The sequence below is a fragment of the Staphylococcus intermedius NCTC 11048 genome (assembly GCF_002902385.1).
GTDB classification, from domain to species: Bacteria; Bacillota; Bacilli; order Staphylococcales; family Staphylococcaceae; genus Staphylococcus; species Staphylococcus intermedius.
The window spans coordinates 1-22,792 of the sequence record NZ_PPQH01000034.1 but is presented as its reverse complement, the minus strand read 5'-3'; the positions used below and the strand labels follow the sequence as shown (position 1 = coordinate 22,792).

Annotated in this window: 18 protein-coding genes and 1 pseudogene; 3 read left to right on the top strand and 16 right to left on the bottom strand. The window is 38.6% G+C overall.

Annotation, left to right across the window (positions count from 1 at the left end):
• Positions 1–52: 52 nt before the first annotated feature.
• From frr to ylqF, 16 genes are all read right to left on the bottom strand, one after another.
• On the bottom strand, positions 53–607 hold the full coding sequence (gene frr / locus CD138_RS08065) for a ribosome recycling factor (RefSeq protein WP_019167860.1): 555 nt from the start codon (positions 605–607) through the stop codon (positions 53–55).
• Positions 608–624: 17 nt separating this feature from the next.
• Positions 625–1,347, bottom strand: a complete 723-nt coding sequence (pyrH, locus tag CD138_RS08060; RefSeq protein WP_019165475.1) for a UMP kinase — start codon at positions 1,345–1,347, stop codon at positions 625–627.
• Positions 1,348–1,497: 150 nt separating this feature from the next.
• Positions 1,498–2,376 carry a translation elongation factor Ts gene (gene tsf, locus CD138_RS08055; RefSeq protein WP_019167861.1) on the bottom strand — a complete coding sequence of 293 codons (879 nt, stop codon included), beginning with the start codon at positions 2,374–2,376 and terminating at the stop codon, positions 1,498–1,500.
• A gap of 90 nt (positions 2,377–2,466) precedes the next feature.
• Positions 2,467–3,264, bottom strand: coding sequence for a 30S ribosomal protein S2 (gene rpsB / locus CD138_RS08050; RefSeq protein WP_019167862.1), 798 nt, complete (start codon positions 3,262–3,264; stop codon positions 2,467–2,469).
• Positions 3,265–3,430: 166 nt separating this feature from the next.
• Entirely contained in the window at positions 3,431–4,204 is a 774-nt protein-coding gene (gene codY / locus CD138_RS08045; protein ID WP_019167863.1) for a GTP-sensing pleiotropic transcriptional regulator CodY, read from the bottom strand.
• 19 nt (positions 4,205–4,223) lie between these two features.
• Positions 4,224–5,633 (bottom strand): ATP-dependent protease ATPase subunit HslU, encoded by a 1,410-nt coding sequence (gene hslU, locus CD138_RS08040; RefSeq protein WP_019167864.1) that lies wholly within the window; start codon positions 5,631–5,633, stop codon positions 4,224–4,226.
• 14 nt (positions 5,634–5,647) lie between these two features.
• On the bottom strand, positions 5,648–6,190 hold the full coding sequence (hslV, locus tag CD138_RS08035) for an ATP-dependent protease subunit HslV (protein WP_019167865.1): 543 nt from the start codon (positions 6,188–6,190) through the stop codon (positions 5,648–5,650).
• Between the two features lie 6 nt (positions 6,191–6,196).
• Positions 6,197–7,087: a tyrosine recombinase XerC gene (xerC, locus tag CD138_RS08030; protein WP_026066808.1), complete on the bottom strand. Its 891-nt coding sequence runs from the start codon at positions 7,085–7,087 to the stop codon at positions 6,197–6,199.
• A 119-nt stretch (positions 7,088–7,206) separates the two neighbouring features.
• Positions 7,207–8,511, bottom strand: a complete 1,305-nt coding sequence (gene trmFO / locus CD138_RS08025) for an FADH(2)-oxidizing methylenetetrahydrofolate--tRNA-(uracil(54)-C(5))-methyltransferase TrmFO (protein WP_019167867.1) — start codon at positions 8,509–8,511, stop codon at positions 7,207–7,209.
• Between the two features lie 27 nt (positions 8,512–8,538).
• The gene (topA, locus tag CD138_RS08020; RefSeq protein WP_019167868.1) at positions 8,539–10,608 is read right to left on the bottom strand and encodes a type I DNA topoisomerase; all 2,070 of its coding nucleotides are present in this window, start codon (positions 10,606–10,608) and stop codon (positions 8,539–8,541) included.
• An 83-nt stretch (positions 10,609–10,691) separates the two neighbouring features.
• Positions 10,692–11,579 carry a DNA-processing protein DprA gene (gene dprA / locus CD138_RS08015; protein ID WP_019167869.1) on the bottom strand — a complete coding sequence of 296 codons (888 nt, stop codon included), beginning with the start codon at positions 11,577–11,579 and terminating at the stop codon, positions 10,692–10,694.
• Positions 11,580–11,811: 232 nt separating this feature from the next.
• A complete protein-coding gene (gene sucD, locus CD138_RS08010; RefSeq protein ID WP_019167870.1) occupies positions 11,812–12,717 on the bottom strand; it encodes a succinate--CoA ligase subunit alpha in 906 nt (301 codons plus the stop codon).
• Between the two features lie 21 nt (positions 12,718–12,738).
• Entirely contained in the window at positions 12,739–13,905 is a 1,167-nt protein-coding gene (gene sucC / locus CD138_RS08005) for an ADP-forming succinate--CoA ligase subunit beta (RefSeq protein WP_019167871.1), read from the bottom strand.
• Positions 13,906–14,712: 807 nt separating this feature from the next.
• Complete coding sequence (locus CD138_RS08000) at positions 14,713–14,988, bottom strand: hypothetical protein (RefSeq protein WP_019167872.1); 276 nt, start codon at positions 14,986–14,988, stop codon at positions 14,713–14,715.
• A 91-nt stretch (positions 14,989–15,079) separates the two neighbouring features.
• Positions 15,080–15,865, bottom strand: a complete 786-nt coding sequence (gene rnhB, locus CD138_RS07995; RefSeq protein WP_019167873.1) for a ribonuclease HII — start codon at positions 15,863–15,865, stop codon at positions 15,080–15,082.
• A complete protein-coding gene (ylqF, locus tag CD138_RS07990) occupies positions 15,858–16,730 on the bottom strand; it encodes a ribosome biogenesis GTPase YlqF (protein ID WP_019167874.1) in 873 nt (290 codons plus the stop codon). The genes rnhB and ylqF overlap by 8 nt, the downstream gene beginning before the upstream one ends.
• Positions 16,731–16,956: 226 nt before the next feature.
• Here ylqF and CD138_RS07985 point away from each other — a divergent pair, with 226 nt between their 5' ends.
• From CD138_RS07985 to CD138_RS07975, 3 genes and pseudogenes are all read left to right on the top strand, one after another.
• Positions 16,957–17,340, top strand: a complete 384-nt coding sequence (locus tag CD138_RS07985) for a GtrA family protein (RefSeq protein WP_019167875.1) — start codon at positions 16,957–16,959, stop codon at positions 17,338–17,340.
• 19 nt (positions 17,341–17,359) lie between these two features.
• A pseudogene (locus CD138_RS07980) lies at positions 17,360–19,969 on the top strand (YfhO family protein).
• Complete coding sequence (locus tag CD138_RS07975) at positions 19,966–22,560, top strand: YfhO family protein (protein WP_019167876.1); 2,595 nt, start codon at positions 19,966–19,968, stop codon at positions 22,558–22,560. Before CD138_RS07980 ends, CD138_RS07975 begins: the two are co-directional and overlap by 4 nt.
• Positions 22,561–22,792 lie beyond the last annotated feature (232 nt).

The following is a 22,792-nucleotide window of genomic DNA, read 5'->3' as shown; positions in this document are numbered from 1 at the left end:
TCTTCTTCCTTATATGCTTTGAACAACATCATAAGGGAGATGACAGCATGATTTAGACTGACATGATATCTTTTTCTTTGTCTGCCACTAACTGATCGATTTCTTTAATAGCGCTGTCAGTCAATTTTTGCACTTCGTCAGACCCGTTACGTAACTCATCTTCAGAAATTTCGCCATCTTTTTCTTGTCTCTTTAATGTATCGTTTGCATCACGACGAATATTACGAATAGATACTTTGGCATTTTCACCTGTTTTCTTCACTTCTTTAACAATCTCTTTACGACGTTCTTCAGTTAAAGCAGGTACCATAATACGAATGACATCACCGTCACTTGAAGGGTTAACACCTAAGTTTGCCGCAATGATTGCTTTTTCAATGTCAGCTAAAGAAGTTTTGTCATAAGGAGATACAACGAGTAAACGTGCTTCAGGAACGTTAATACTTGCAAGTTGTTGTACAGGTGTTGGTGCACCATAATAGTCGACTTGAACACCAGCAAGTAAGTTAGAGTTCGCACGTCCCGCATTGATTTGAGCTAATTCACGAGATAAATTCTCAGTTGATTTTTTCATACGTGTTTTTGCATCTTGGATAATTTCTTTCATTTGTTCGCACCTCTATATTATTTTGTAATGATTGTACCGATATCTTCACCTTGAACAGCACGTTTAATATTGCCTTCTTCCATGATAGAGAAGACTTTTAACGGTATATTGTTGTCCATACAGAATGAAGAGGCTGTTGAATCCATTACTTGTAAACCTTCTTGTAATAATTGAATGTAAGTTAAGCGATCATACTTTTTAGCATTCGGGTCAACTTTAGGGTCTGCTGAATAGACACCATCCACATTATTTTTACCCATTAAAATCACATCTGCTTCCACTTCAGCTGCACGTAATGCTGCTGTTGTGTCTGTTGAGAAATAAGGGTTTCCAATACCTGCTGCAAAAATAACGACACGGTTTTTCTCTAAGTGACGAATTGCACGACGACGAATGTATGGTTCGGCAACTTGTTTCATTTCGATAGATGTTAATACACGTGTATCACAATCCAATTGTTCAAGACTATCTTGTAAAGCTAAGGCGTTCATAACAGTTGCTAACATCCCCATATAGTCAGCTGTACCACGATCCATACCTAAATCGCTACCTGTTTTGCCACGCCAAATGTTGCCACCGCCTACGATAACAGCAATTTCAGTGTCCATTTTAGCAACTTCTGCCACTTGTTCTGCGATGCTCTTGATAATCATTGGATTGATACCAAAACCTTTGTCACCTGCTAATGCTTCTCCGCTTAATTTCAAAACTACTCGCTTATATTTTGAAGTTTCAGTCATTATTTTAACCTCTCTATTCGTAATATGTAAAACAATACAAGTAAAGAAGACACAATAAGTATCTTCCTTGCACACGGCTTCAATCATGCATTGAAGTCATGCAAAGGAGGACACGAAAGGTGTCTTCTTTCTTATACAAAACCGTGTTGATTATTTCATTTGTCCTTTAACTTCATCAGCAAAGTTTTCTTGGCGTTTTTCAATGCCTTCACCTACTTCGTAACGTACGAAGTCAACAAGTTTGCCACCTTTAGATTTAAGGAATGCTTCAACTGTTTGATCAGGATTTTTAACGAAGTTTTGATCCACTGCACAAATTTCTTGTAAATATTTACGTAAACGACCTTCAACCATTTTTTCAACGATGTTTTCTGGTTTACCTTCATTTAAAGCTTGTTGTTTTAAAACTTCTCTTTCGTGGTTAAGTTCTTCTTCACTTACTTGTTCAGAAGATACATATTTAGGGTTGATTGCTGCGATGTGCATTGCAACGTCTTTAGCTGCTTCTTCATCAGTTGTACCTTCAACAACAGAAAGTACTGCAATACGACCACCCATGTGTAAATAAGCACCGAATGCATCGTTATCAGTTTTAGTTTTGATTTCGAAACGACGTAAGCTTAATTTTTCACCGATTGTTGAAATTGCTTCAGTCATATGTTCAGAAACTTTTTTACCATTTGGTAATGTTGTTTCATTTAATTCTTCTACAGTTGCAACTTTTGTATCAAGAATTTGGTTAGCAATTTCTTTTACAAGTTGTTGGAAACCTTCGTTACGAGCAACGAAGTCCGTTTCAGAGTTGATTTCAACGATAACTGCTTCATTACCTTTTACTTCAACGTGTGTAATACCTTCAGCTGCAATACGGTCAGCTTTTTTAGCTGCTTTTGCAATACCTTTTTCACGAAGGTAGTCAATCGCTTTATCAATATCTCCATCAGTAGCTTCTAAAGCTTTTTTACAGTCCATCATACCCGCGCCAGTTTTTTCGCGTAATTCTTTAACAAGTTTAGCTGAAATTGCCATTCATAATTCCTCCAATATTTAAAAATGCTAGATTTATTTTAAAAAAAGGTGATAAGCATATTTATCTTATCACCCATTTCAAGATGCGTCTTAGTTAGACTCAACAGTTGCTTCAGTGTTTTCTGTCGCTTCAGTTGATTCGCTTTCTGCTGATTCATCTTCTGTTAAGTCGATGTCTTGTTCAGCAGCCACTTCTTCGTTTGATACACCTTGTTGACCTTCTAAGATTGCGTCTGCCATTTTACCAGTTAATAATTTAACCGCACGGATTGCGTCATCGTTCGCTGGAATAACGTAGTCAATTTCGTCTGGATCACAGTTTGTATCAACAATACCTACGATAGGAATGTTTAATTTGCGCGCTTCTGCAATTGCATTACGCTCTTTACGTGGGTCAACAACGAATAATGCTTGTGGCATTGATTTCATATCACGAATACCGCCTAAGAATTTAATTAAACGGTCATATTCTTTTTTAAGTTCAATAACTTCTTTTTTAGGAAGTACGTCGAAAGTACCGTCTTCTTCCATTTTTTCAATTTCATTAATGCGTTGAACACGTTTAGAAATTGTTTTGTAGTTTGTTAAGATACCACCTAACCATCTTTGGTTGACATAGTAGTGGCCAGCACGTTCTGCTTCAGCTTTCACTGATTCTTGCGCTTGTTTTTTCGTACCTACGAATAAAACTTTACCGCCTTCTTCAGAAACTTGCTTAACAAAGTTGTAAGCTTCTTCAACTTTTTTCACTGTTTTTTGTAAGTCGATGATATAAATACCATTTCTTTCAGTGAAAATGTACTTTTTCATTTTTGGGTTCCAACGGCGTGTTTGGTGACCGAAGTGAACACCAGCTTCTAATAATTGTTTCATTGAAATTACTGCCATAATATAAATTCCTCCTATTGGTTTACATCCGCCACGTCCACTCATATAAAAACGATAAATCAGTTTATCGCACCCTTTTATACTTTGATGCACGTGTGTGTTTTGACTTTTTCAGCCGCATATTAATATATCACAACATGTGACAAATTGCAACTAGTCAAGCCATTTATTCTGTGCGTGATAACTCGTCTAAAAATGCTTCTTTTTTAACTTTAATAAATGTCCCTTTCATTCCTAACGAACGAGACTCGATGACGCCGGCACTTTCTAATTTTCTTAATGCGTTAACAATCACTGAACGTGTAATACCAACGCGGTCAGCCACTTTAGAAGCAATGAGTAATCCTTCTTTGCCACCAAGCTCTTCAAAAATATGATCAATCGCTTCTTTTTCTGAATATGACAACGAATTAATTGCCATAGAAATTGCAGCTTTATCACGTGCTTCAGATTCAATTTCTGAATGTTTCTCACGCAAGATTTCCATTCCGATCACTGTTGCTGCATATTCACCTAAGACAAGGTCATTATCTTCAAACTCGTCTGACACACGGCCTAAAACGAGTGTACCTAGACGCTCACCACCACCGATAATTGGGAAAACGGTCGTTTTTGAGTTTTTAAATACATCTTCATTTTCTGGTGGGAATACAGATAATTCGTTATCAATTGAAATGTTAGATAATGTTTCATAAACATGCATTAACTTTTCTGTATATTCTTCCGGGATATGTCGGTCTTCTAACATTTTAATAATACGTTCGTTCTTAAGTAATTCATTTAAACTAGAACCTAATATTTTACCGCGACGAGAAACGATGAACACATTAGTTACAGTCACTTTACTAATTGTCTGTGCAACATCTTTGAAATCTACTGAGATGCCTTTATGTTTTTGTAACAAACTACTCAATTCTCTTGTTTTCGATAATAAGCTCATGTCATTACTCCTTTTTTTCTTATAAAATAAATTCGCTTAAATCTTTGTTTGTCGAAATCGTTTTTAATTTATCATCAACATATTGTGGTGTGATGTCCACTTGTGCATGCGGCATATTAGGCGCTTCGTATGACAAATCTTCTAACATTTTCTCTAAGATGGTATGCAAACGACGCGCACCGATATTATCCGTTTCTTGGTTAACATGATAAGCCATTTCTGCAAGACGATAAATCGCTTCATCTGTAAAGTTCACAACAACCTCTTCTGTTTTTAATAACATTTCATATTGCTTGATTAAGGACAGTTTAGGTTCCTTAAGAATACGCACAAAATCATCCACTGATAAGTCTTGTAATTCTACGCGAATCGGAAAACGTCCTTGTAACTCTGGAATTAAGTCACTTGGCTTTGATACATGAAATGCGCCAGCACCAATAAAAAGCATATGTTCCGTACTAACAGTACCATATTTCGTCTTAACAACGCTACCCTCAAGAATAGGCAGAATATCGCGCTGTACCCCTTGTCTCGAAACATCTTGACCACCATTTTGATGTGACGTTGCAACTTTATCAATTTCATCAATGAAAATGATTCCCATTTGCTCTGCCAAATCTAGTGCTTCCTGATTCGCTGTTTCGTGATCAATCATCTCATCCGCAAATTGGTCGACTAAGATTTTACGTGCAGTTTTTACCGGCACTTCTTTTTCAACCTTTTTCTTTGGCATTAATTGATTCATCATTTCTTGCATTTGCTCATTTTGGTTCGTGCCAAGCATACCGAGCGCACCCGGGTCTTGTTCTACTTTGACTTTAACTTTCTCTTCTTCAAGCTGTCCGTTAAGTAACTGTGCACGAATTTCAGAGCGCTTTGTTTTAATATCTTCAGTTGGTGGCTCTTCTTCCTCTTCTTCATTGTGTTGGCCAAAGTTAGGGATGGCACCACCAAATAAAGATTCTAATGGATTGTTGGTATTTTGACTTGCTTTTTTCTTCAGACTCGGTACAAGTAATTTCACTAATTTTTCGTTCGCTTTTTGTGTTGCTTCCTCAACAACATTCGCTTTTTTCTGATCTTTTACTAAGCGAACAGCAACATCTACAAGGTCTCGCACCATGCTTTCGACATCGCGACCGACATAGCCGACTTCAGTGAACTTCGTTGCTTCTACTTTTAAAAATGGTGCCCCGACAATTTTAGCCATACGACGGGCAATTTCAGTTTTCCCGACACCTGTAGGCCCCATCATCAAAATATTTTTAGGCGCAATTTCTTGTTTCACTTCATCATCGAGTAAGCTACGACGATATCTATTTCTTAACGCTATCGCAACCTTCTTCTTAGCTTCTTCTTGGCCTACAATATATTCATTTAATCGATCTACAATATCTTTCGGTGTAAATTTAATCGCATTACGTTCCATGCACGATACCTCCATTAAAGTTCTTCCACTGTGATATGGTCATTCGTGAATACACATATTTCTGAAGCGACTTTCAAGCTTTCATATGCCATTTCACGTGCACTTAAATTTGACGCATGTCTTTTCAATGCACGACCTGCACTTAATGCAAAATGACCACCTGAACCGATTGCAATCAAATCATCATCTGGCGCAATGACTTCACCTGTCCCACTCACTACAAGGATATTGTCTTTATCCATCACAATAAGCATGGCTTCAAGTTGACGTAATTGTTTATCTCCTCGCCATTCTTTCGCAAGTTCTACAGCGGCTCTTTCAAGGTTGCCACTATATTGTTGTAGTTTGGCTTCGAATTTTTCAAAAAGTGTAAATGCATCTGCCACACTACCTGCAAAACCAGCAATGACCTTACCGTGATATAACTTTCTTACTTTTTTAGCTGTTTGTTTCATAATCACTTTTTCACCTAAAGTGACTTGGCCATCACCTGCCATTGCTGCGCCGCCATTATGTCTCACGGCATAAATCGTTGTTGCATGTATTGATGAACTCATGTATGATTACTCTCCTTTTTTCGCACGTGGATGTGCCTTTAAATAAACATTTCTTAATTGCTGATTCGTCACGTGGGTATAACGTCCGGTTGTTGATAAATTAACATGACCCAGTAGACTTTGAACAGTTCTAAGGTCTGCCCCTTCATTCAGCAAATGTGTCGCAAATGTATGTCGCAATTTATGAGGGTGAATCGATGTCACACCCGCCGTACGTTTGACAATATCATTTAAAACATATCGTACGCCTCGTTCTGTTATCGGTTGACCTTTTAAATTCGTAATCAAATAAGGGTGTTGTACATTTTGAATCGGAGTAAACTCTGCCAAATACTGTTCGATGCTTTGTCTACAAAATTCTCCAAAAGGTACGATACGTTCTTTGCCACCCTTACCTAACACTTTGATCCAACACATTTCAAGGTCAACGTCTTCTACCTTTAAAGACACTAATTCAGAGACACGAATACCCGTTGCATAAAACAACTCTAGGATGACTCGATCTCTCAATCCCTTGTGCGCGTCTTGCATCACAGTTTGAAACAAAGCTTCCATCTCTTCGGTATAAAAAAATGTCGGTAAATAGCGTTCCTTTTTCGGGTGGACGAGCTGTACAAATGGATTTACGATCTCATGGTCTTGGGTCATCCAAAATGCATAAAAACTTCGTAATGTAGATATTTTACGCGAAACTGTAGTCCGTTGCAGTCCCATATCATAAAGTGTCTGTAAATAATTTCTTGCGTCCAGATATTTAAAATCTGTGAGTTCGAGTTGCTCTTGCGCAAGAAATCGATTAAATTGAACGAGATCATCATGATAGGCTTTCAACGTGTGATCTGAGAAAAAACGTTCCCTTTTTAACATTTCTAAAAATTGTTCTTGGATTTGTTTCAATTCAAAAACCCCTCCATCATTAGCATTGTAGCATAATGATGAGGGGAACTGCATTGATTATACATTGAATTTTTATATTTATCAAAATTTTGCTTATTTTGCCATTATTTACAGTTTCATTACAACGTTTGTTTAAAATGATCCAAATGGTCTAAAGCACGATGCGCTAAAGTCTCATATCGCTCTTTTTTATCTTTGATACGTTGTTCAAGTGCCGGTACCAATCCGAAGTTCGCATTCATCGGTTGGAAGTTTTTATTGTTCGACGCATGTGAAATGTAGTAAGCCATACTTCCGAGCATCGTTTCACGGGGAAATACGACATCTGCTTTACCTAACATACGATGTGCTAAGTTAATCCCTGCAATCATCCCACTTGCTGCGCTTTCTACATAGCCTTCTACACCCGTCATTTGACCTGCAAAGAATAAGTTTTTGCGATTTTTAAATTCATAAATTTCGCTTAACACTTCAGGAGAGTTGATAAACGTATTACGATGCATCACGCCATATCTCACAATATCCACATTTTCAAGACCCGGTATGAGACGAATCACTTCTTTTTGTGCGCCCCATTTTAAACGCGTTTGGAACCCTACAATGTTGTAAAGCGTGCCTGCAGCATCATCTTGTCTTAATTGAACGACCGCATATGGACGTTTACCAGTTTTTGGATCTTCTAATCCAACTGGTTTCATTGGTCCGAACAATAACGTCTTTTCGCCTCTGCCTGCCATCACTTCAAACGGCATGCACCCTTCAAAATACTTTTCTTTTTCGAAGTCATTCATCGGCGCGACTTCAGCTGCAAGTGCGGCTTCATAAAAACGATCAAATTCCTCTTTTGTCATCGGACAGTTTAAATAAGCGGCTTCACCTTTATCGTAACGTGATTTTAAATACACTTTATCCATATCGATAGAATCTTTTTCAATAATTGGTGCAGCTGCATCATAGAAATACAGTTGGTCTTCTCCTGTTAAGGCAACGATTTCTTTTGCAAGTGGTTCCGTTGTTAATGGACCGGTTGCAATAATGGTTGGCCCTTCTGGAATCATCGTCACTTCTTCATTGCTTACAGTAACATTCGGATTATTTCTTAACTTTTCAGTAATGTATCCTGCGAAGTCATGTCTATCTACCGCTAACGCACCGCCAGCAGGTACACGGGCATGATCTGCTGCTGCAATAATTAATGAATCCAGACGGCGCATTTCTTCTTTCAATACACCGACCGCATTCGTGAGCGCATTTCCTCTTAATGAATTGGAACATACGAGCTCAGCAAATTGATTCGTATGGTGCGCCGGTGTTTGTTTCACTGGTCGCATTTCATAAAGATTCACGTGAATGCCTCGTTCCGCCAGTTGAAATGCTGCTTCAGACCCTGCTAAACCAGCGCCGACAATATTAACAGATGTCATGGTTTTTACCTCACTTTAATACTCATATTATTTTTGAGCTGCTTCTTTATAATCACAATTTGAACATACGACTTGTGTTGTACGTCCTTTCTTACTCTCTGCCAAGTAATGTTGACATTTCGGACAGTCACGTCCAATCGGTTTATCCCATGTCACAAAATCACATTCTGGATAATTCGAACAGCCATAGAAGATACGGTTTTTCTTGGATTTACGTTCAACGACATCGCCTTTTTTACATTTCGGACAAGTCACACCAATCGGCTTCGTAATCGCTTTCGTGTTACGGCAATCAGGGAAATTAGAACATGCCATAAACTTACCATAGCGTCCCATTTTAATGACCATTGGATTGCCACATACTTCACAGTCTTCGCCAGCAGGTTCATCCTTAATTTCAACTTTTTCCATTTCTTCTTCCGCACGCTCAACATCTTGTTTGAAACTATTGAAAAAGTCACCTACTACTTTTTTCCACGCCACTTCTCCGTCAGCAATTTTATCAAGTAACGTTTCCATGTTCACAGTGAAGTCCACATCGATAATCTCAGGGAAGTACTCTTTCACTTGTTCATGGACGATTTCACCTAATTCAGTTGGGACGAAACGTTTACTTTCATTTTTCACATAATTCCGCTTCTGAATCGTATCAATCGTTGGTGCATAAGTTGAAGGACGTCCGATTTTAAGCTCTTCTAATGTTTTAACGAGACGTGCTTCTGTATAACGCGGTGGTGGTTGTGTAAAGTGTTGTGCCGGATCAATTTTTGTTGCCAACACTTCATTGCCAACTTCAAGCTTCGGCAAACGGTTTTCTTTTTCTTTACCTTTGTCATCATCTGTTTCGACATAAAGCGTCATAAAACCTTTAAACTTAATCGTCTGACCATTCGCTCTAAACTTCACATCATTTTGCGTTAAATCGACAGCAACCGTATCTAAAATTGCTGGTGCCATTTGACTCGCAACAAAACGTTCCCAAATCAATTTGTATAAACGATATTGATCGCGTGTTAAAAAGTCTTTCATCTCAGCCGGTGTTCTTAATGTGCTTGTTGGACGAATCGCTTCATGGGCGTCTTGATCACCTTGCTTACCTTTTCTCGTCACTTTAGATAAATATTCACTACCGTATTCAGACTCAATATATTGTTTCGCTTCATTTTGTGCATCTTTTGAAATACGTGTCGAATCCGTTCTCATATATGTGATGAGTCCAATGGTACCTTTACGCTTTAAGTCAATACCTTCGTAAAGTTGTTGTGCCACCATCATCGTTTTACGTGCCTTGAAATTCAATTTTCGAGCCGCTTCTTGTTGCAAAGTGGAAGTCGTAAATGGGTTGGCAGGTTTACGTGTCTTTTCTTTTTTGGTCACATTCGTTACTGTGAATTGATTACCGTCTAATGCTTTCGTAATGACTGTCACATCATCTTTCGTCGCTAACTTGAACGGTTTATCTTTATAATGAAGAAACTTGGCATTAAACTTTGATTTTCCATATCGAAATTCGCCTTCAATTGACCAATATTCCTCAGGTTTAAAGTTACGAATTTCATTTTCACGGTCGATCACAAGACGCAATGCAACTGATTGTACACGTCCCGCTGACAAACCTTTTTTTACCTTTTTCCAAAGTACCGGTGAAATATTATATCCCACTAAACGGTCTAATACACGTCGCGCCTGTTGTGCATCGACTAAATCCATTTCAATACCGCGTGGATGTTTAAAGCTTTCTTTTACAGCGTCTTTCGTAATTTCATTAAACACAACGCGATTTTCTTTACTATCTTCTAGTTCTAAAATGTTTGCCAAGTGCCATGCAATTGCTTCACCTTCACGATCGGGGTCACTTGCGAGAAAAACTTTTTTCGCTTTTTTCGCATGTCTCTTTAAATCTTTAACAACTGGCCCCTTACCTCGGATAGTAATATATTTAGGTTCATAATCATGCTCAACATCCACGCCCATTTGACTACGTGGTAAATCTCTCACATGACCCATTGATGCGATGACTTTGTATTTTTTGCCTAAATATTTTTCTATAGTTTTCGCTTTTGCAGGCGATTCAACAATGACAAGATTATCTGCCAAAGTAGTTACCCCCTTGCTTTTTCTGTTTACAAAGATAAATGATAAACGGTTATTTTTATATTTGTCAATCTTTTGTATTTATTTCACAAAGCCTTAACATTTGAAGCGCCAAAATCTTTCAAAATATCTTGGGCACATAATACAATTTCTGCGCCCTCTTTGACACGCAGCATATTGCCTTTTGTATGCGCATTAAACATGTCACCTGGCAACACATAGACGTTACGATTTTGTTCTAATGCTTGGTCTAACGTAATGAGGGCGCCACTTTTTTCTTTCGCTTCCGTTATCAATATGCCTTTCGACAAACCACTAATAATACGATTACGTTCTGGAAATCTAAACTTAGCAATCGGGGTATGGGGTGGATATTCACTCATCGTCAAATGGTGTTGCTCCATCGTTTGGCGTAATGGTCGTGTCGCTCTTGGATAATGGTGAAAATGACCAAAGCCAAGTACCCCAATGGTAGGTAGTTGATGTTGGATGGCATACTGATGTGCGAGTGCGTCTGTGCCGTGTGCGAGTCCTGAAACGATGGTCAATGGATAATGTTGAAATGTGTTGAATAGCCATTCGAGCGCGCGAGGGGTGTATGTGGTATGTTGTCTTGCGCCTACAATACCAAGACTTTGTGCTGCATGTTGAAGAAGTTCAAGGCGTCCTTTACAAAATAACATCAAGGGGGGATCATAAATTTCTTTTAGTAGCGGTGGATAAAGGGGATCATCAATCGCTATTGGGACAATTTGATGTTCATGTAATAACGCTTCAATGGCGTGAATTTTTAACGTTTCGAGTCGTTCTAGCTTTTGTTGAAAATGAGAGTGTGCCGTGAGTGATTGTAACTTTTTGAAGGATTGAATCAACTGCGGTAAGTTTCCTGCTTGATGGCAAAGTTGAAGATAATACGGACGAATCTGTTGCGTGGAAAATCCTGCATACAATAATAATAGTAGAAATTGTTTCATGAATTGGGATCACCTCTAGATGTAGAATAAGCGTGTTGTGTGAAAGTGAGAAAAGTTGTTGCGAAGTTAATATCAATGCATGTTTAAGAAAGGATTAAAAAAGAGAATCAAAATCAAGCTATCAAATCATGGACCGATAGCGCCTGATTGTGCTATCAGTCCATACTTGTATAGCTTCAAATCGCGATGTGCAGCTTATGCCAACACACCGCTCATATATGTTTACAATTGATTACTTAACTGTAAGTAATGACTCGTAAATGCCCGCTTCTTTTGCTGCTTCAATTAAAGTTGAACCAATTTCAGAAGGTGTCGCTGCTGTTTTAACGCCACATTCATTTAATGTTTTGATTTTTTCTGCAGCAGTACCTTTACCACCTGAAATAATCGCACCTGCGTGACCCATACGTTTTCCTGGAGGCGCAGTTTGACCACCAATGAAACCAACTACAGGTTTTTTCATGTTCGCTTTAATCCATTCTGCAGCTTCTTCTTCTGCAGTACCACCAATTTCACCGATCATTACAACGGCTTTCGTTTCATCGTCATTGTTAAATGCTTCTAACACATCGATAAAGTTTGTCCCGTTAACTGGGTCACCACCGATACCTACAGCTGTAGATTGACCGATACCTTCTTCAGTTAATTGATGTACCGCTTCATATGTTAAAGTACCAGAGCGTGAAACAACGCCGACATGGCCTTTTTTGTGGATGTATCCTGGCATAATACCAATTTTCGTTTCATCTGAAGTAATGACACCTGGGCAGTTTGGTCCAATTAAGCGTGTCTTTTTACCTTCGAGATAACGTTTAACCTTAATCATATCGATAACAGGAATATGTTCAGTAATACAAATTGCTAAATCTAATTCTGCGTCGATACATTCTAAAATTGCATCTGCCGCAAATGGTGCTGGCACGTAAATGACAGATACGTTACCGCCAGTTTCTTTTTTTGCTTCTTCAACTGTATTGAATACAGGTACGCCTTCAACCACTTGTCCACCTTTACCTGGTGTTACCCCTGCAACAATTTGCGTACCATATTCTAACATTTGTTTAGTATGGAAAAGGGCAGTTGACCCTGTAATACCTTGTACGATTACTTTTGAATTTTTATCTACAAATACACTCATTGTAGTTGTCCCATCCTTTCCTTACGCTTCGTTTACAAGTTTAACAATTTTTTGTGCACCTTCAGCCATTGTATTCGCTGGTTCAATTGCTAAACCTGAGTCTTTTAAGATTTGTTTACCTTCTTTAACATTTGTACCTTCAAGACGTACAACTAATGGCAACGTTAATTCTACTTCTTTTACTGCCGCTACGATACCTTCAGCGATAATATCACAACGCATAATACCACCAAAGATATTAACGAAAATACCTTTAACGTTTTCGTCACCTAAGATGATTTTGAACGCTTCAGTAACTTTTTCTTTAGTTGCACCGCCACCTACGTCAAGGAAGTTAGCTGGGTTACCATTAAAGTGATTGATTGTATCCATTGTTGCCATCGCTAAACCGGCACCGTTTACCATACAACCGATATTACCGTCTAACGCGATATATGATAAATCGTACTTAGAAGCTTCGATTTCTTTTGGATCTTCTTCTTCTAAATCACGTAATTCAACGATATCTTTGTGACGGAATAACGCGTTGTCATCAAAGTTGATTTTAGAGTCAAGCGCTAAAACATCACCTTCACCTGTTAATACAAGTGGGTTAATTTCAACGATTGAACAATCTTTTTCAATGAACACATTATATAAAGCAATTAAAAATTTAACCGCTTTGTTAATTGATTCTTTAGGAATATTGATGTTAAACGCAATACGACGTGCTTGGTATGGCGCTAATCCAACTACTGGGTCGATTGTTTCTTTGAAGATTTTTTCAGGGTTTTTCGCTGCAACTTCTTCAATTTCAGTTCCACCCTCTTCAGACGCCATTAAAGTCACACGGTCTGTCGCACGGTCGATAACAAATCCAACATAATATTCTTTTTGGATGTTTGCACCTTCTTCGATGTAAAGACGCTTTACTTCTTTACCTTCAGGGCCAGTTTGGTGTGTTACGAGAACTTTTCCAAGCAACTCATTTGCATATGTTTCAACTTCTGATAAAGACTTAGCGATTTTAACACCACCAGCTTTACCACGTCCCCCCGCATGGATTTGCGCTTTAACAACATATACATCTGTGTCTAACTCTTTCGCTTTCTCAACAGCTTCTTCAGCAGAAAAAGCCACACGCCCTTCTGGTACTGCTACGCCCATTGAGCGAAAAATTTCTTTTCCTTGATACTCATGGATATTCATACTCCATCCTCCTGTTTCTTAAGGTTAAGTTCAAGTACAATTATAGAAAATGTAAGCGCTATTGTAAACAGATTCCCTCTAGTATCCAAATGTTTTATCGCACCTATCCCCATAGAACACATGCAATACATTGTTTCAGCCAATATCAAATTATAAAAATTATTTTTTGCATCCGATTTAGAACAAATAACAAATCGCTATGTTATTCACTCTATAAACTATAAAGAAAACTGATAGAAGGAAGATTTATTAACATGTCACGCATTCACCTGCATCTCCTTTTAAAGAAGAAAGTACTATATATCATTACTCCCTCTCCTCTCTATAAAGAAGAATATTGTGAAGAAGCTTTTGTTTTAGCACATCTCGAATTCCTCCCCATCTCAGTTTAAGTGCCACACTCAGATTGCAAAAATCGCGCAAGACTCCTGAGGGATAAAGTTGAAAACAAAATGTCGGCATTTAACTTTGATAGTGGTTACTGGTTAACGCAGTAGCTGTCTGACTTCTCAATACGCATGCTTTTGAGAAGTCTAGTCAGCCTTGCGGGGGCAGTACGACGAAATCTTTGTTATACATGAGATTTCTGTACTGCTCCCAAAATCCAATTCGGCTTCAAACAAGTGTCTATTTCAATCAAGCCGAATTGAGTTGAAGGGCCAGTCCCTAGGAAAGCGCAGCGCGATTTAAGCAATCTGGCAATTCGCACTCCCAAAAGTAAATATGTCCGGACTGTCCACAAACAAAAAACTAGGACAAAACGGAAACACTCCCGCTTCATCCTAGCACAACCATACATACATCAAACTAATTCTCTTCAGTTACCTGGAACGAAATTTGCGTATCCTCATCCATTGGCACATTCACAATCTTCTGCTCTTCCTCAGTGGACTCCACGACAAACTGATGTTCCTTCAACAAACGAATCAAATCCGCCTGCTGTTCATCTTCAATTGAAACATTCAAATTCTCTTCAATTTCTTCTTTAATCTTTTTCAACTTCTTTTCGTCTTCAGTAATTTCTACTTCTTTTTCTTCAAAATGTACTAAAACTTTATATAATTTTCGTAATGTTTCATCCATGGGTTTCATTTCCTTTCTTTATTTAGAAATTACTACTAGTAAAACATAATTCTAACTTTTTGAAAACTTATTATCTCCCCATTCATATCACTTAAAGCTTTGAAACCATTGATTTAATGGGCTCGAAAGATTTTCTATGAATCGGGGTCACACCATATTGTTTCAAACCATCTAAATGTTTTTGTGTGCCATATCCAGCATTTTGTGCAAAATCGTAACCCGGATAGCGCTCGGCATATTCAGCCATCAAGTCATCCCGATACACTTTTGCAATAATACTGGCGGCAGCGATAGATACACTTTTGGCATCACCTTTAATGATCGCTTGTTGTGATGCCGTCAGTTGATCGAGCTTCATCGCATCAATGAGATAGTGTGTCGGTGTCACTGCCAAATTTTCAATAGCCCGATACATGGCGATTTGTGTTGCCACATAAATATTATGTGCGTCAATTTCTTCCGGTGTTGCAATGCCCACTGCCCACGCACGTACTTGCGCTTTTAACGCTGTGTTCAACAAATCTCGTTGCGTGGCAGACAATTGTTTGGAGTCATTGATACCCACAAAATCATGCTCAGGCTGTAAAACCACTGCACTTGCGACAACTGGTCCAGCCAGAGGTCCACGTCCTACCTCATCCACGCCACAAATCAGCGCTTCTGGATTTGCATTTAAAATCTCTGTCTCGTATTGACACATGTCACGATACTTTTGTTTTTGTAACACTATTTTTTCAAGTTGACGTTGACGCTGCAAGAACGCTTGTTGCACCCCTTTACGTGCATCTTGAAAGTCAGGATGCTGTGCTAAGTCTTCCAGGGTTGTTACTAATTGTAATTCTTCCTTAATCGCTTGTATCGTTTTACCTTTACGCATCTGTTTCAGCCTGCCATTCGGAATATAAGTCAAAACAATATGTCCCGATTTTCGCATTTCTAATGTCATAGATCAATGCTTCAATTACCGCTTCGTAATCGACCTCATTTCCACGTTGTAACAGACCACGCTTACGTCCTATCGCATCAAACCATGTCAACATTTCCGCATCACGTGGCACATCGATTTTAAAGTGTGCTAATAATGCTTCATAATCATGTTCAATGAGAAATTCTAACCCATAAATCGCCACTTCATCTAAATGCACAATGCTATCTTTAATTGCACCCGTTAAACTTAACTTTTTACCGATCAGTTGGTCTTCAAACTTTGGCCATAAAATCCCTGGTGTATCTAATAACTGTAATGATTTGCCTACTTTAATCCATTGCTGTTGTTTCGTCACACCTGGTTTATTTCCTGTTTGCGCGATCGCACGGTTTGCAAGTTTGTTAATTAACGTTGATTTACCGACATTCGGGATACCCACAATCATGGCACGTATGGCTCTCGGTTTTAATCCTTTTGCTTTCTCACGTTCAAATTTTTCACGTGTTGCTTCTATCGCAGCCGCCTCCACATTTTTCAAGCCTTTACCATGTTTGGCATCTACAGCTACAGGATACGCCCCTTTATCTCTAAAAAAGGCATACCATTTTTCCATTTCTTTTAAATTGGCCATATCTTTTTTATTGAAAATGACGACGCGTGGTTTTTGTTGAATCACCTCATCTATCATTGGATTTCTCGAACTAAAAGGAATGCGCGCATCGACCAATTCAAAGACCACATCCACTTTCTTTAGTTGTTCAGTCACTTCTCGTTTTGCTTTGGCCATATGACCTGGATACCATTGAATTACCATAGTTTTAACTCCTCTTAAATATTCTTACAATCGTTTTTTTAAATGTTATATGTTATATTAATTGTTAGTTTTAAAGATATAAACATACGAAATTGAATGACGAATTAAAGCATCCGCATCATGAATTGTATAACAAAATTTGATATACACCACTTTAAGTATAATCAACTTTATCGTCAATAGCTATTTACAATCACATATCGTTGAACAAAGGTAGGTCTATTGAATGGTGAACTCAGCACGTTTTTTTGAAATTTTTCGCTTTATATTAGTAGGTGGCATGAATACGCTCAATTATTATATCGTCTATTTAATATTATTGCGCTTATTTGATGTCCATTATCTTGTGAGTCATATCATAGGTTTTATAGTTTCGTTCGTCGTTTCTTACTATTTAAATTGTTATTTTGTTTATAAAGTACGACCAACATTAAAGAAATTTTTAGCTTTTCCACTCACTCAAGTGGTCAATATGGGGACACAGACATTGCTCATCTTTATCTTTGTGGATCTCATGCAATTCGACGCAACTTTTGCACCATTTGTCGGACTCATCGTTACGATACCGATTACTTATATGTTATCTAAATATATTCTTAAAGATCGATAATCAAAGTGAGGTTCGAATTATGAGACGTTACTTGCAACCACTGAGCTTTATTGTTTTATTTTTATGTATGTCGCTTCTAGGGCATGCTTATATTCTATATCGTTTTTTCACAGACGGTCTGTTATTTACAGGTCCAAATGATGGTATGGAACAAATGGTACCTATTCAGATGTTTTTATACGAAAAATGGTCTGAAGGTACCTTTTTTTATGCCACTGATTTTGGTCTTGGTGGTGATTTCTTTACTGATTTATCATATTATTTTTCGACCAACTTCATATTTATTTTAACTGCAGGCGTTACTTGGTTATTATCCCTCATACATCTCGTGGATCCTAAAGACATGATGTATTGGTTTACTCAAGCATGGGTCGTTTCGATTTTGAAATGTACCGGCATCATGCTCGCCACGTATTATTATGCTCGTCAGTTGAGATTCCATCACGTCGCATCGGTCGTCTTTGCAGTGTTATTCGCCATGTCACCGCTTTATTTTCGTTTTACCGTGTACTGACCTTTTTTTAGTGATGTATTGATTTTATTACCATTGCTCTTTCTCAGTATTGAACGCTTTTTGAAATCGGGCAAGCTAGGACTATTCATTATCATTACAGCGGTTTCATTTGCGAATAATTTTTACTTTGCCTATTACCAAGTACTGATGGGACTCATTTATTATAGTCTGAGAGTATTTCACGCACATCCTGATGATCAAAAACGAGGCATTGGCACTGTTTTGCCATTAGGTGTTGCAGCAGTTTTAGGTGTAGGTTCAAGTTTATTCTTTTTCTTTCATGGGGTACGCAGTTTTTTCAACAATCAACGTATTCCATTTGATGGTGACATACCGTTAGTGGAATCTTTCAATGAAAATACGAATCTTTTCTATGACAACTATTTAATCGTGATTTCATTTGTTGTGATTCAAGCATTACTTACATTTAAATTGTACCGTCACTTCTACTACAGACTGTTCGCAATACTCAGCATCATGACCATCATCGCAGCATTTATCCCTTATGTGGACAGTATTTTCAATGGCTTTTCAGCGCCACAAAAACGTTCGCACTATTTATTAGCCTTTGTGACGAGTGGTTTAGTTGCGACTTATGTACAATATTTCAAATCATTATCACGTCTTACATATCTCATGACTGCAATCCCTGCGATGGCCGTTGTTTTCATCAGTGCCTACATATACGATCGCGTCGTCTGGTGGGTCTATCTCGTACCGCTCGTCTGTCTTATTGGATTACTGGTCCTAACGATTGCACGTCATGATAACAAGCGCCACATTTTCGTATCATTGAGTTTTGCATGTGCACTCATTATTTTACAGTTTGCCATATCTACAGTTTTTATTAAAAATCAAATTTTCCATACGGATCACGAAAAGCGCGCCAATACATTTTATGCGAATGCCAGTTTGTACCATACGCCTTTACAGCAATCACTCGTCGACCAAATGAATGCGGATAAACAAGCAGACGAACGGATCGATTGGCGTGTGAACGAGCAAGATAATACACCGATGTATCAACATTTTAAAGGACTGAGTTTGTATTCGAGCATTTTCGATCAACAACTCATTGAATTTTATTATCGCTACTTAATGATTAACTTAAAAGAAGAATCTGTCAGTCGTTATCAATCTACAGGGGCGCGTTCAAATATTGCGAGTCTTTTGTCCGTACGTTACCTGATGGAAAAAGATTATCAACACCGACAACCTGCCAATTTTAAAAAAGTGCAGCAAAATGGTCAGTATATCATCTATGAAAATCAATATCCTTTACCTGCCGTACGTGTCAGCCGTCAATATTATCGTGCTGAGGATTTAACGACACCGATTGACCGTGAACATGCGATGTTAGATGGCGTCGTCTTGGAGCACCAAGGACAAGCTTACCCACATCAAGCTCGAAATCTCGTACATGATATTGAAATGACCACCCGCGATGCAAAACGGACGCACTCGGATGCATTTACCGTCACTGAACCAAATGGCGGCGTGACCCTACAACTTCCAAAATCATTGCGAGAACAGTATGAAGACTTTTACGTCGTTGTCTATTTTAAGCGGAAAGCGCCAGATAGTAACAGTACACTCGATGTCAACGGCTATGAAAATCATCGTTTATTTAACGCGTCCAAATATCGTACAGGCCAAAATACATTACTGTACCGCGTGCAACCTGACAACAACGGACAAATACATCTCAGCATCTCACCCACAGGCACGTACCAATTCAACATTCAAGGTGTGTATGGCGAAGATTATGATCCATTAAAACGGGCATATCAAAATAGTGCACCACACCGTTATGAAGAACATCAAGGTAAAATTAAAGTCCATTTCGCCGATCATTCAGGGGGGATGGCAGTCATCAACATCCCTTATCGTAAAGGCATGACTGCTTTTGTTGATGGGGAGCCAGTCACACCGCAGAGCGTCAACGGCATGATGACAGGTGTCAAAGTAGGACCAAATGCAAAACAAATCGACATTCACTATCGTCCACCTTATTTCATTACGATGGTCGTCTTGTCACTGATCAGTATCATCTGCAGTGTCTTTTATAGTCGATGGTATCAACATAAACAATCAAGAAAGAGTGAAAAATATTGAAAAAACAGCAACAAAAAATTCATTTATCACACTTTTTAACCGTCTTTATCGTCGCATGTCTCATCGGATGTATCGTGTACGTGCCTGTCGCTTTCCGTTTCATACAAGATGGCATCATATACAGTGGAAATGGCGATGGATTTAAACAAATGATGCCTTTCCAACGCTTTTTGTATGACCATTTTTCACAACATCATGCGCTTTATGACAGTGGTTTTGGGCTCGGTGGCGATTATTTTACTGACCTCGCCTACTATTATACGACCTCACCGATGATGTATTTGAACTTCATCTTTGTAGGTCTCGGGCAATGGCTATTCCATCTCAATCCGAGTGACATTGAATTTTGGCCAGGCAACCAAATCTTTACGGCTTATTTACGTTGTGTCATCACATTTCTTGCCGCCTATGGTATGTTTCGTGAATTTAAACTCGAACGTTTTTATCGTTACTTAGGCGCTATGCTTTATGCCACTTCTACTGTCGTCTATTATTTCAATTTTACATGGTCATTTTTTGGCGATATTTTAATTTATTTACCCCTTTCCATTTGGGGCATCGAACGCTTTTTTAGAAAACGACGTATTGGATTATTCATCATTGCAATTGCTTTAACGCTATTTTCAAACTTTTACTTTAGTTATTATGAAGCACTGATTTTAACCGTTTACCTCGTTTACCGCATGATTTGGCCGCATCCTGAAGATCAGGTCGGTCGTTGGCAAAAATTGTATTTACTCATTCCAGCAGTTCTGTGTAGCTTATGTATCGCAGCGCTGGGCTTTGTGACCGGCGTACGCTCGTTTTTAAATAATGATCGTCAAACGAATGATGTCTTTATTTCACCGATTATCGATTTTTCGCAAAAGTACCATATCTTCACAAATGGTTTTTACATTACAGTCACGTTTATAGCGCTCGTTGCACTGTTTTCGTTCAAACTTTATCGCCATTATCATTATAAAATGGTCGCGATTTTCACTTGGATACTGCTCATCGGCTCGTTTTCGCCTTATTTTGATAGTGCGTTTAATGGGTTTTCATTTCCACAGCGTCGTTGGGTGTATATCCTTGCATTAACAACAAGTGCTTTAATCGCATTATGGCTCAAATATTTGACCGAGCTGACTATGAAATCATTTTTACAATCACTGGTTCCGATTGTGATACTCACGATAGCAACAGTATGCTTTTCACGCGGTGCCATGTGGTGGATGATTGTTAGTGTGATCATTTTAATCGTAGTGGGCTATCTGATATACCAACGTCGCCCGCTATCAGATTGGATGCGTGGTGTCGTGCTCATGCTGTTTGTCGTGCAACAATTTGTCTTATTGCTCAACTATCATCACAACAATATTGCACCGTATCAGTCGACCATGGACGATTTGAAAGCACCGAATTATCATAGCGACACGTTGCAACAGCACATTGATACGATCAAGCAGGACCAGTCGCCATTACAACGCATAGATTATATGAGTACTTATGCGGTGAATTCCAGTATGATATACGACTTTAATGGGGTCGCATTGTATTCCAGTATTTTCGATGGCACGATTTATGATTATTATGAACGCCAAATGCAAATCAACATGGAATATGATAGCAATAGTACATATCGCTTATTAGGTGATCGCGAAAACTTATACGCATTGTGGGGCATCACGGACCGTATTAAAGATGCGCCGGACCGCAATTTGCCGTATGGAATGAAAAAAGTACAAACGATTGAAGACCAAAACCATACCTGGACCCATTCCAAACAAACGATGGATTATCCGAGTGCGCATTTAACGTCTCGTGTCTATGATAAAAACGATTTAAAGTCACCGTTAGACCGTGAACAAGCGATGTTACAAGGTGTCGTGCTCGATCATCAACAAGCAAACCAATCATTTCAAGCGAATCCAAACCTATTATCAAAAGCGACAGTGACACCACGCGACGCATCGATGAAAGGAAAAATGTTAAAAGTGCGTCAACAAGATGGCGGCGTGGATATTCAATTGCCTAAAGATGTACAGCAACGTTATCACGATTATTATGTGGAAATGGACATCGAATTGTTATCACCGAATCAACCACATTATTTAAAACTGGATGACTTTTATCAAAGACGAACGAAACTGGATTACGCTTATCGTCGTTACGTCACACCGATTACAGTACGTGTACCCGCTCGTGATAAGGTCCAACTGAAGCTAAAACAAGGCGATTACCGTTTTCAACTGAAAGGCATATACGGAGAAGATTACAGTACACTGAAACGTGCAGCCTCAAAAGTGACACCTGTAAAGGTTGAAACAGACAACCGCCAATTGACTGCACATTTTAAATCAGAGAAAGACCAATATCTCGTATTACCAACACCTTACAGAAAAGGATTGAACGCTGAAGTCAATGGAGAGGCACGCCCTGTTCTACAAGGCAATGGATTAATGACCATCGTGCCAGTAGAAAAAGGCGATCGTGAAGTGACATTGACTTATGCACTCCCTTATTGGCGTATTTTAAGCTTCATCACGGTATTAGGTATCTTCGGTGCGATCGTTTATCGTTGGTGGCTCCGTCGAACAACAAAACAATAAAATAATTAGCGATGCTTCGTTGACTGAGCATGGTGGAATTGAGGCGATTAACATATTCCAACCGTTGTAGCTTTCAGGCGAGGCATCGCTTTTTATTTGTCAACTCTCTCTATCGCTCAGTTCAAATGCATTATACTCATAATTTTTTTATCATATTAATATAGAATTTTATATGGATAAAGGTTAAAATAATGACACACCCTAATGATATAGAGGCGGTGATTTTTTGAAC

Coding starts and splice junctions, on each gene's coding strand:
- tsf (WP_019167861.1), bottom strand. CDS start 2,376: ATGGCAATTTCAGCTAAACTTGTTAAAGAATTACGCGAAAAAACTGGC.
- ylqF (WP_019167874.1), bottom strand. CDS start 16,730: ATGGTAATTCAATGGTATCCAGGTCATATGGCCAAAGCAAAACGAGAA.
- trmFO (WP_019167867.1), bottom strand. CDS start 8,511: ATGACATCTGTTAATATTGTCGGCGCTGGTTTAGCAGGGTCTGAAGCA.
- sucD (WP_019167870.1), bottom strand. CDS start 12,717: ATGAGTGTATTTGTAGATAAAAATTCAAAAGTAATCGTACAAGGTATT.
- rpsB (WP_019167862.1), bottom strand. CDS start 3,264: ATGGCAGTAATTTCAATGAAACAATTATTAGAAGCTGGTGTTCACTTC.
- CD138_RS08000 (WP_019167872.1), bottom strand. CDS start 14,988: ATGGATGAAACATTACGAAAATTATATAAAGTTTTAGTACATTTTGAA.
- hslV (WP_019167865.1), bottom strand. CDS start 6,190: ATGAGTTCATCAATACATGCAACAACGATTTATGCCGTGAGACATAAT.
- CD138_RS07985 (WP_019167875.1), top strand. CDS start 16,957: ATGGTGAACTCAGCACGTTTTTTTGAAATTTTTCGCTTTATATTAGTA.
- frr (WP_019167860.1), bottom strand. CDS start 607: ATGAAAGAAATTATCCAAGATGCAAAAACACGTATGAAAAAATCAACT.
- pyrH (WP_019165475.1), bottom strand. CDS start 1,347: ATGACTGAAACTTCAAAATATAAGCGAGTAGTTTTGAAATTAAGCGGA.
- sucC (WP_019167871.1), bottom strand. CDS start 13,905: ATGAATATCCATGAGTATCAAGGAAAAGAAATTTTTCGCTCAATGGGC.
- rnhB (WP_019167873.1), bottom strand. CDS start 15,865: ATGCGTAAAGGTAAAACGATACAAGCGATTAAGGAAGAATTACAATTA.
- dprA (WP_019167869.1), bottom strand. CDS start 11,579: ATGAAACAATTTCTACTATTATTATTGTATGCAGGATTTTCCACGCAA.
- hslU (WP_019167864.1), bottom strand. CDS start 5,633: ATGGAACGTAATGCGATTAAATTTACACCGAAAGATATTGTAGATCGA.
- codY (WP_019167863.1), bottom strand. CDS start 4,204: ATGAGCTTATTATCGAAAACAAGAGAATTGAGTAGTTTGTTACAAAAA.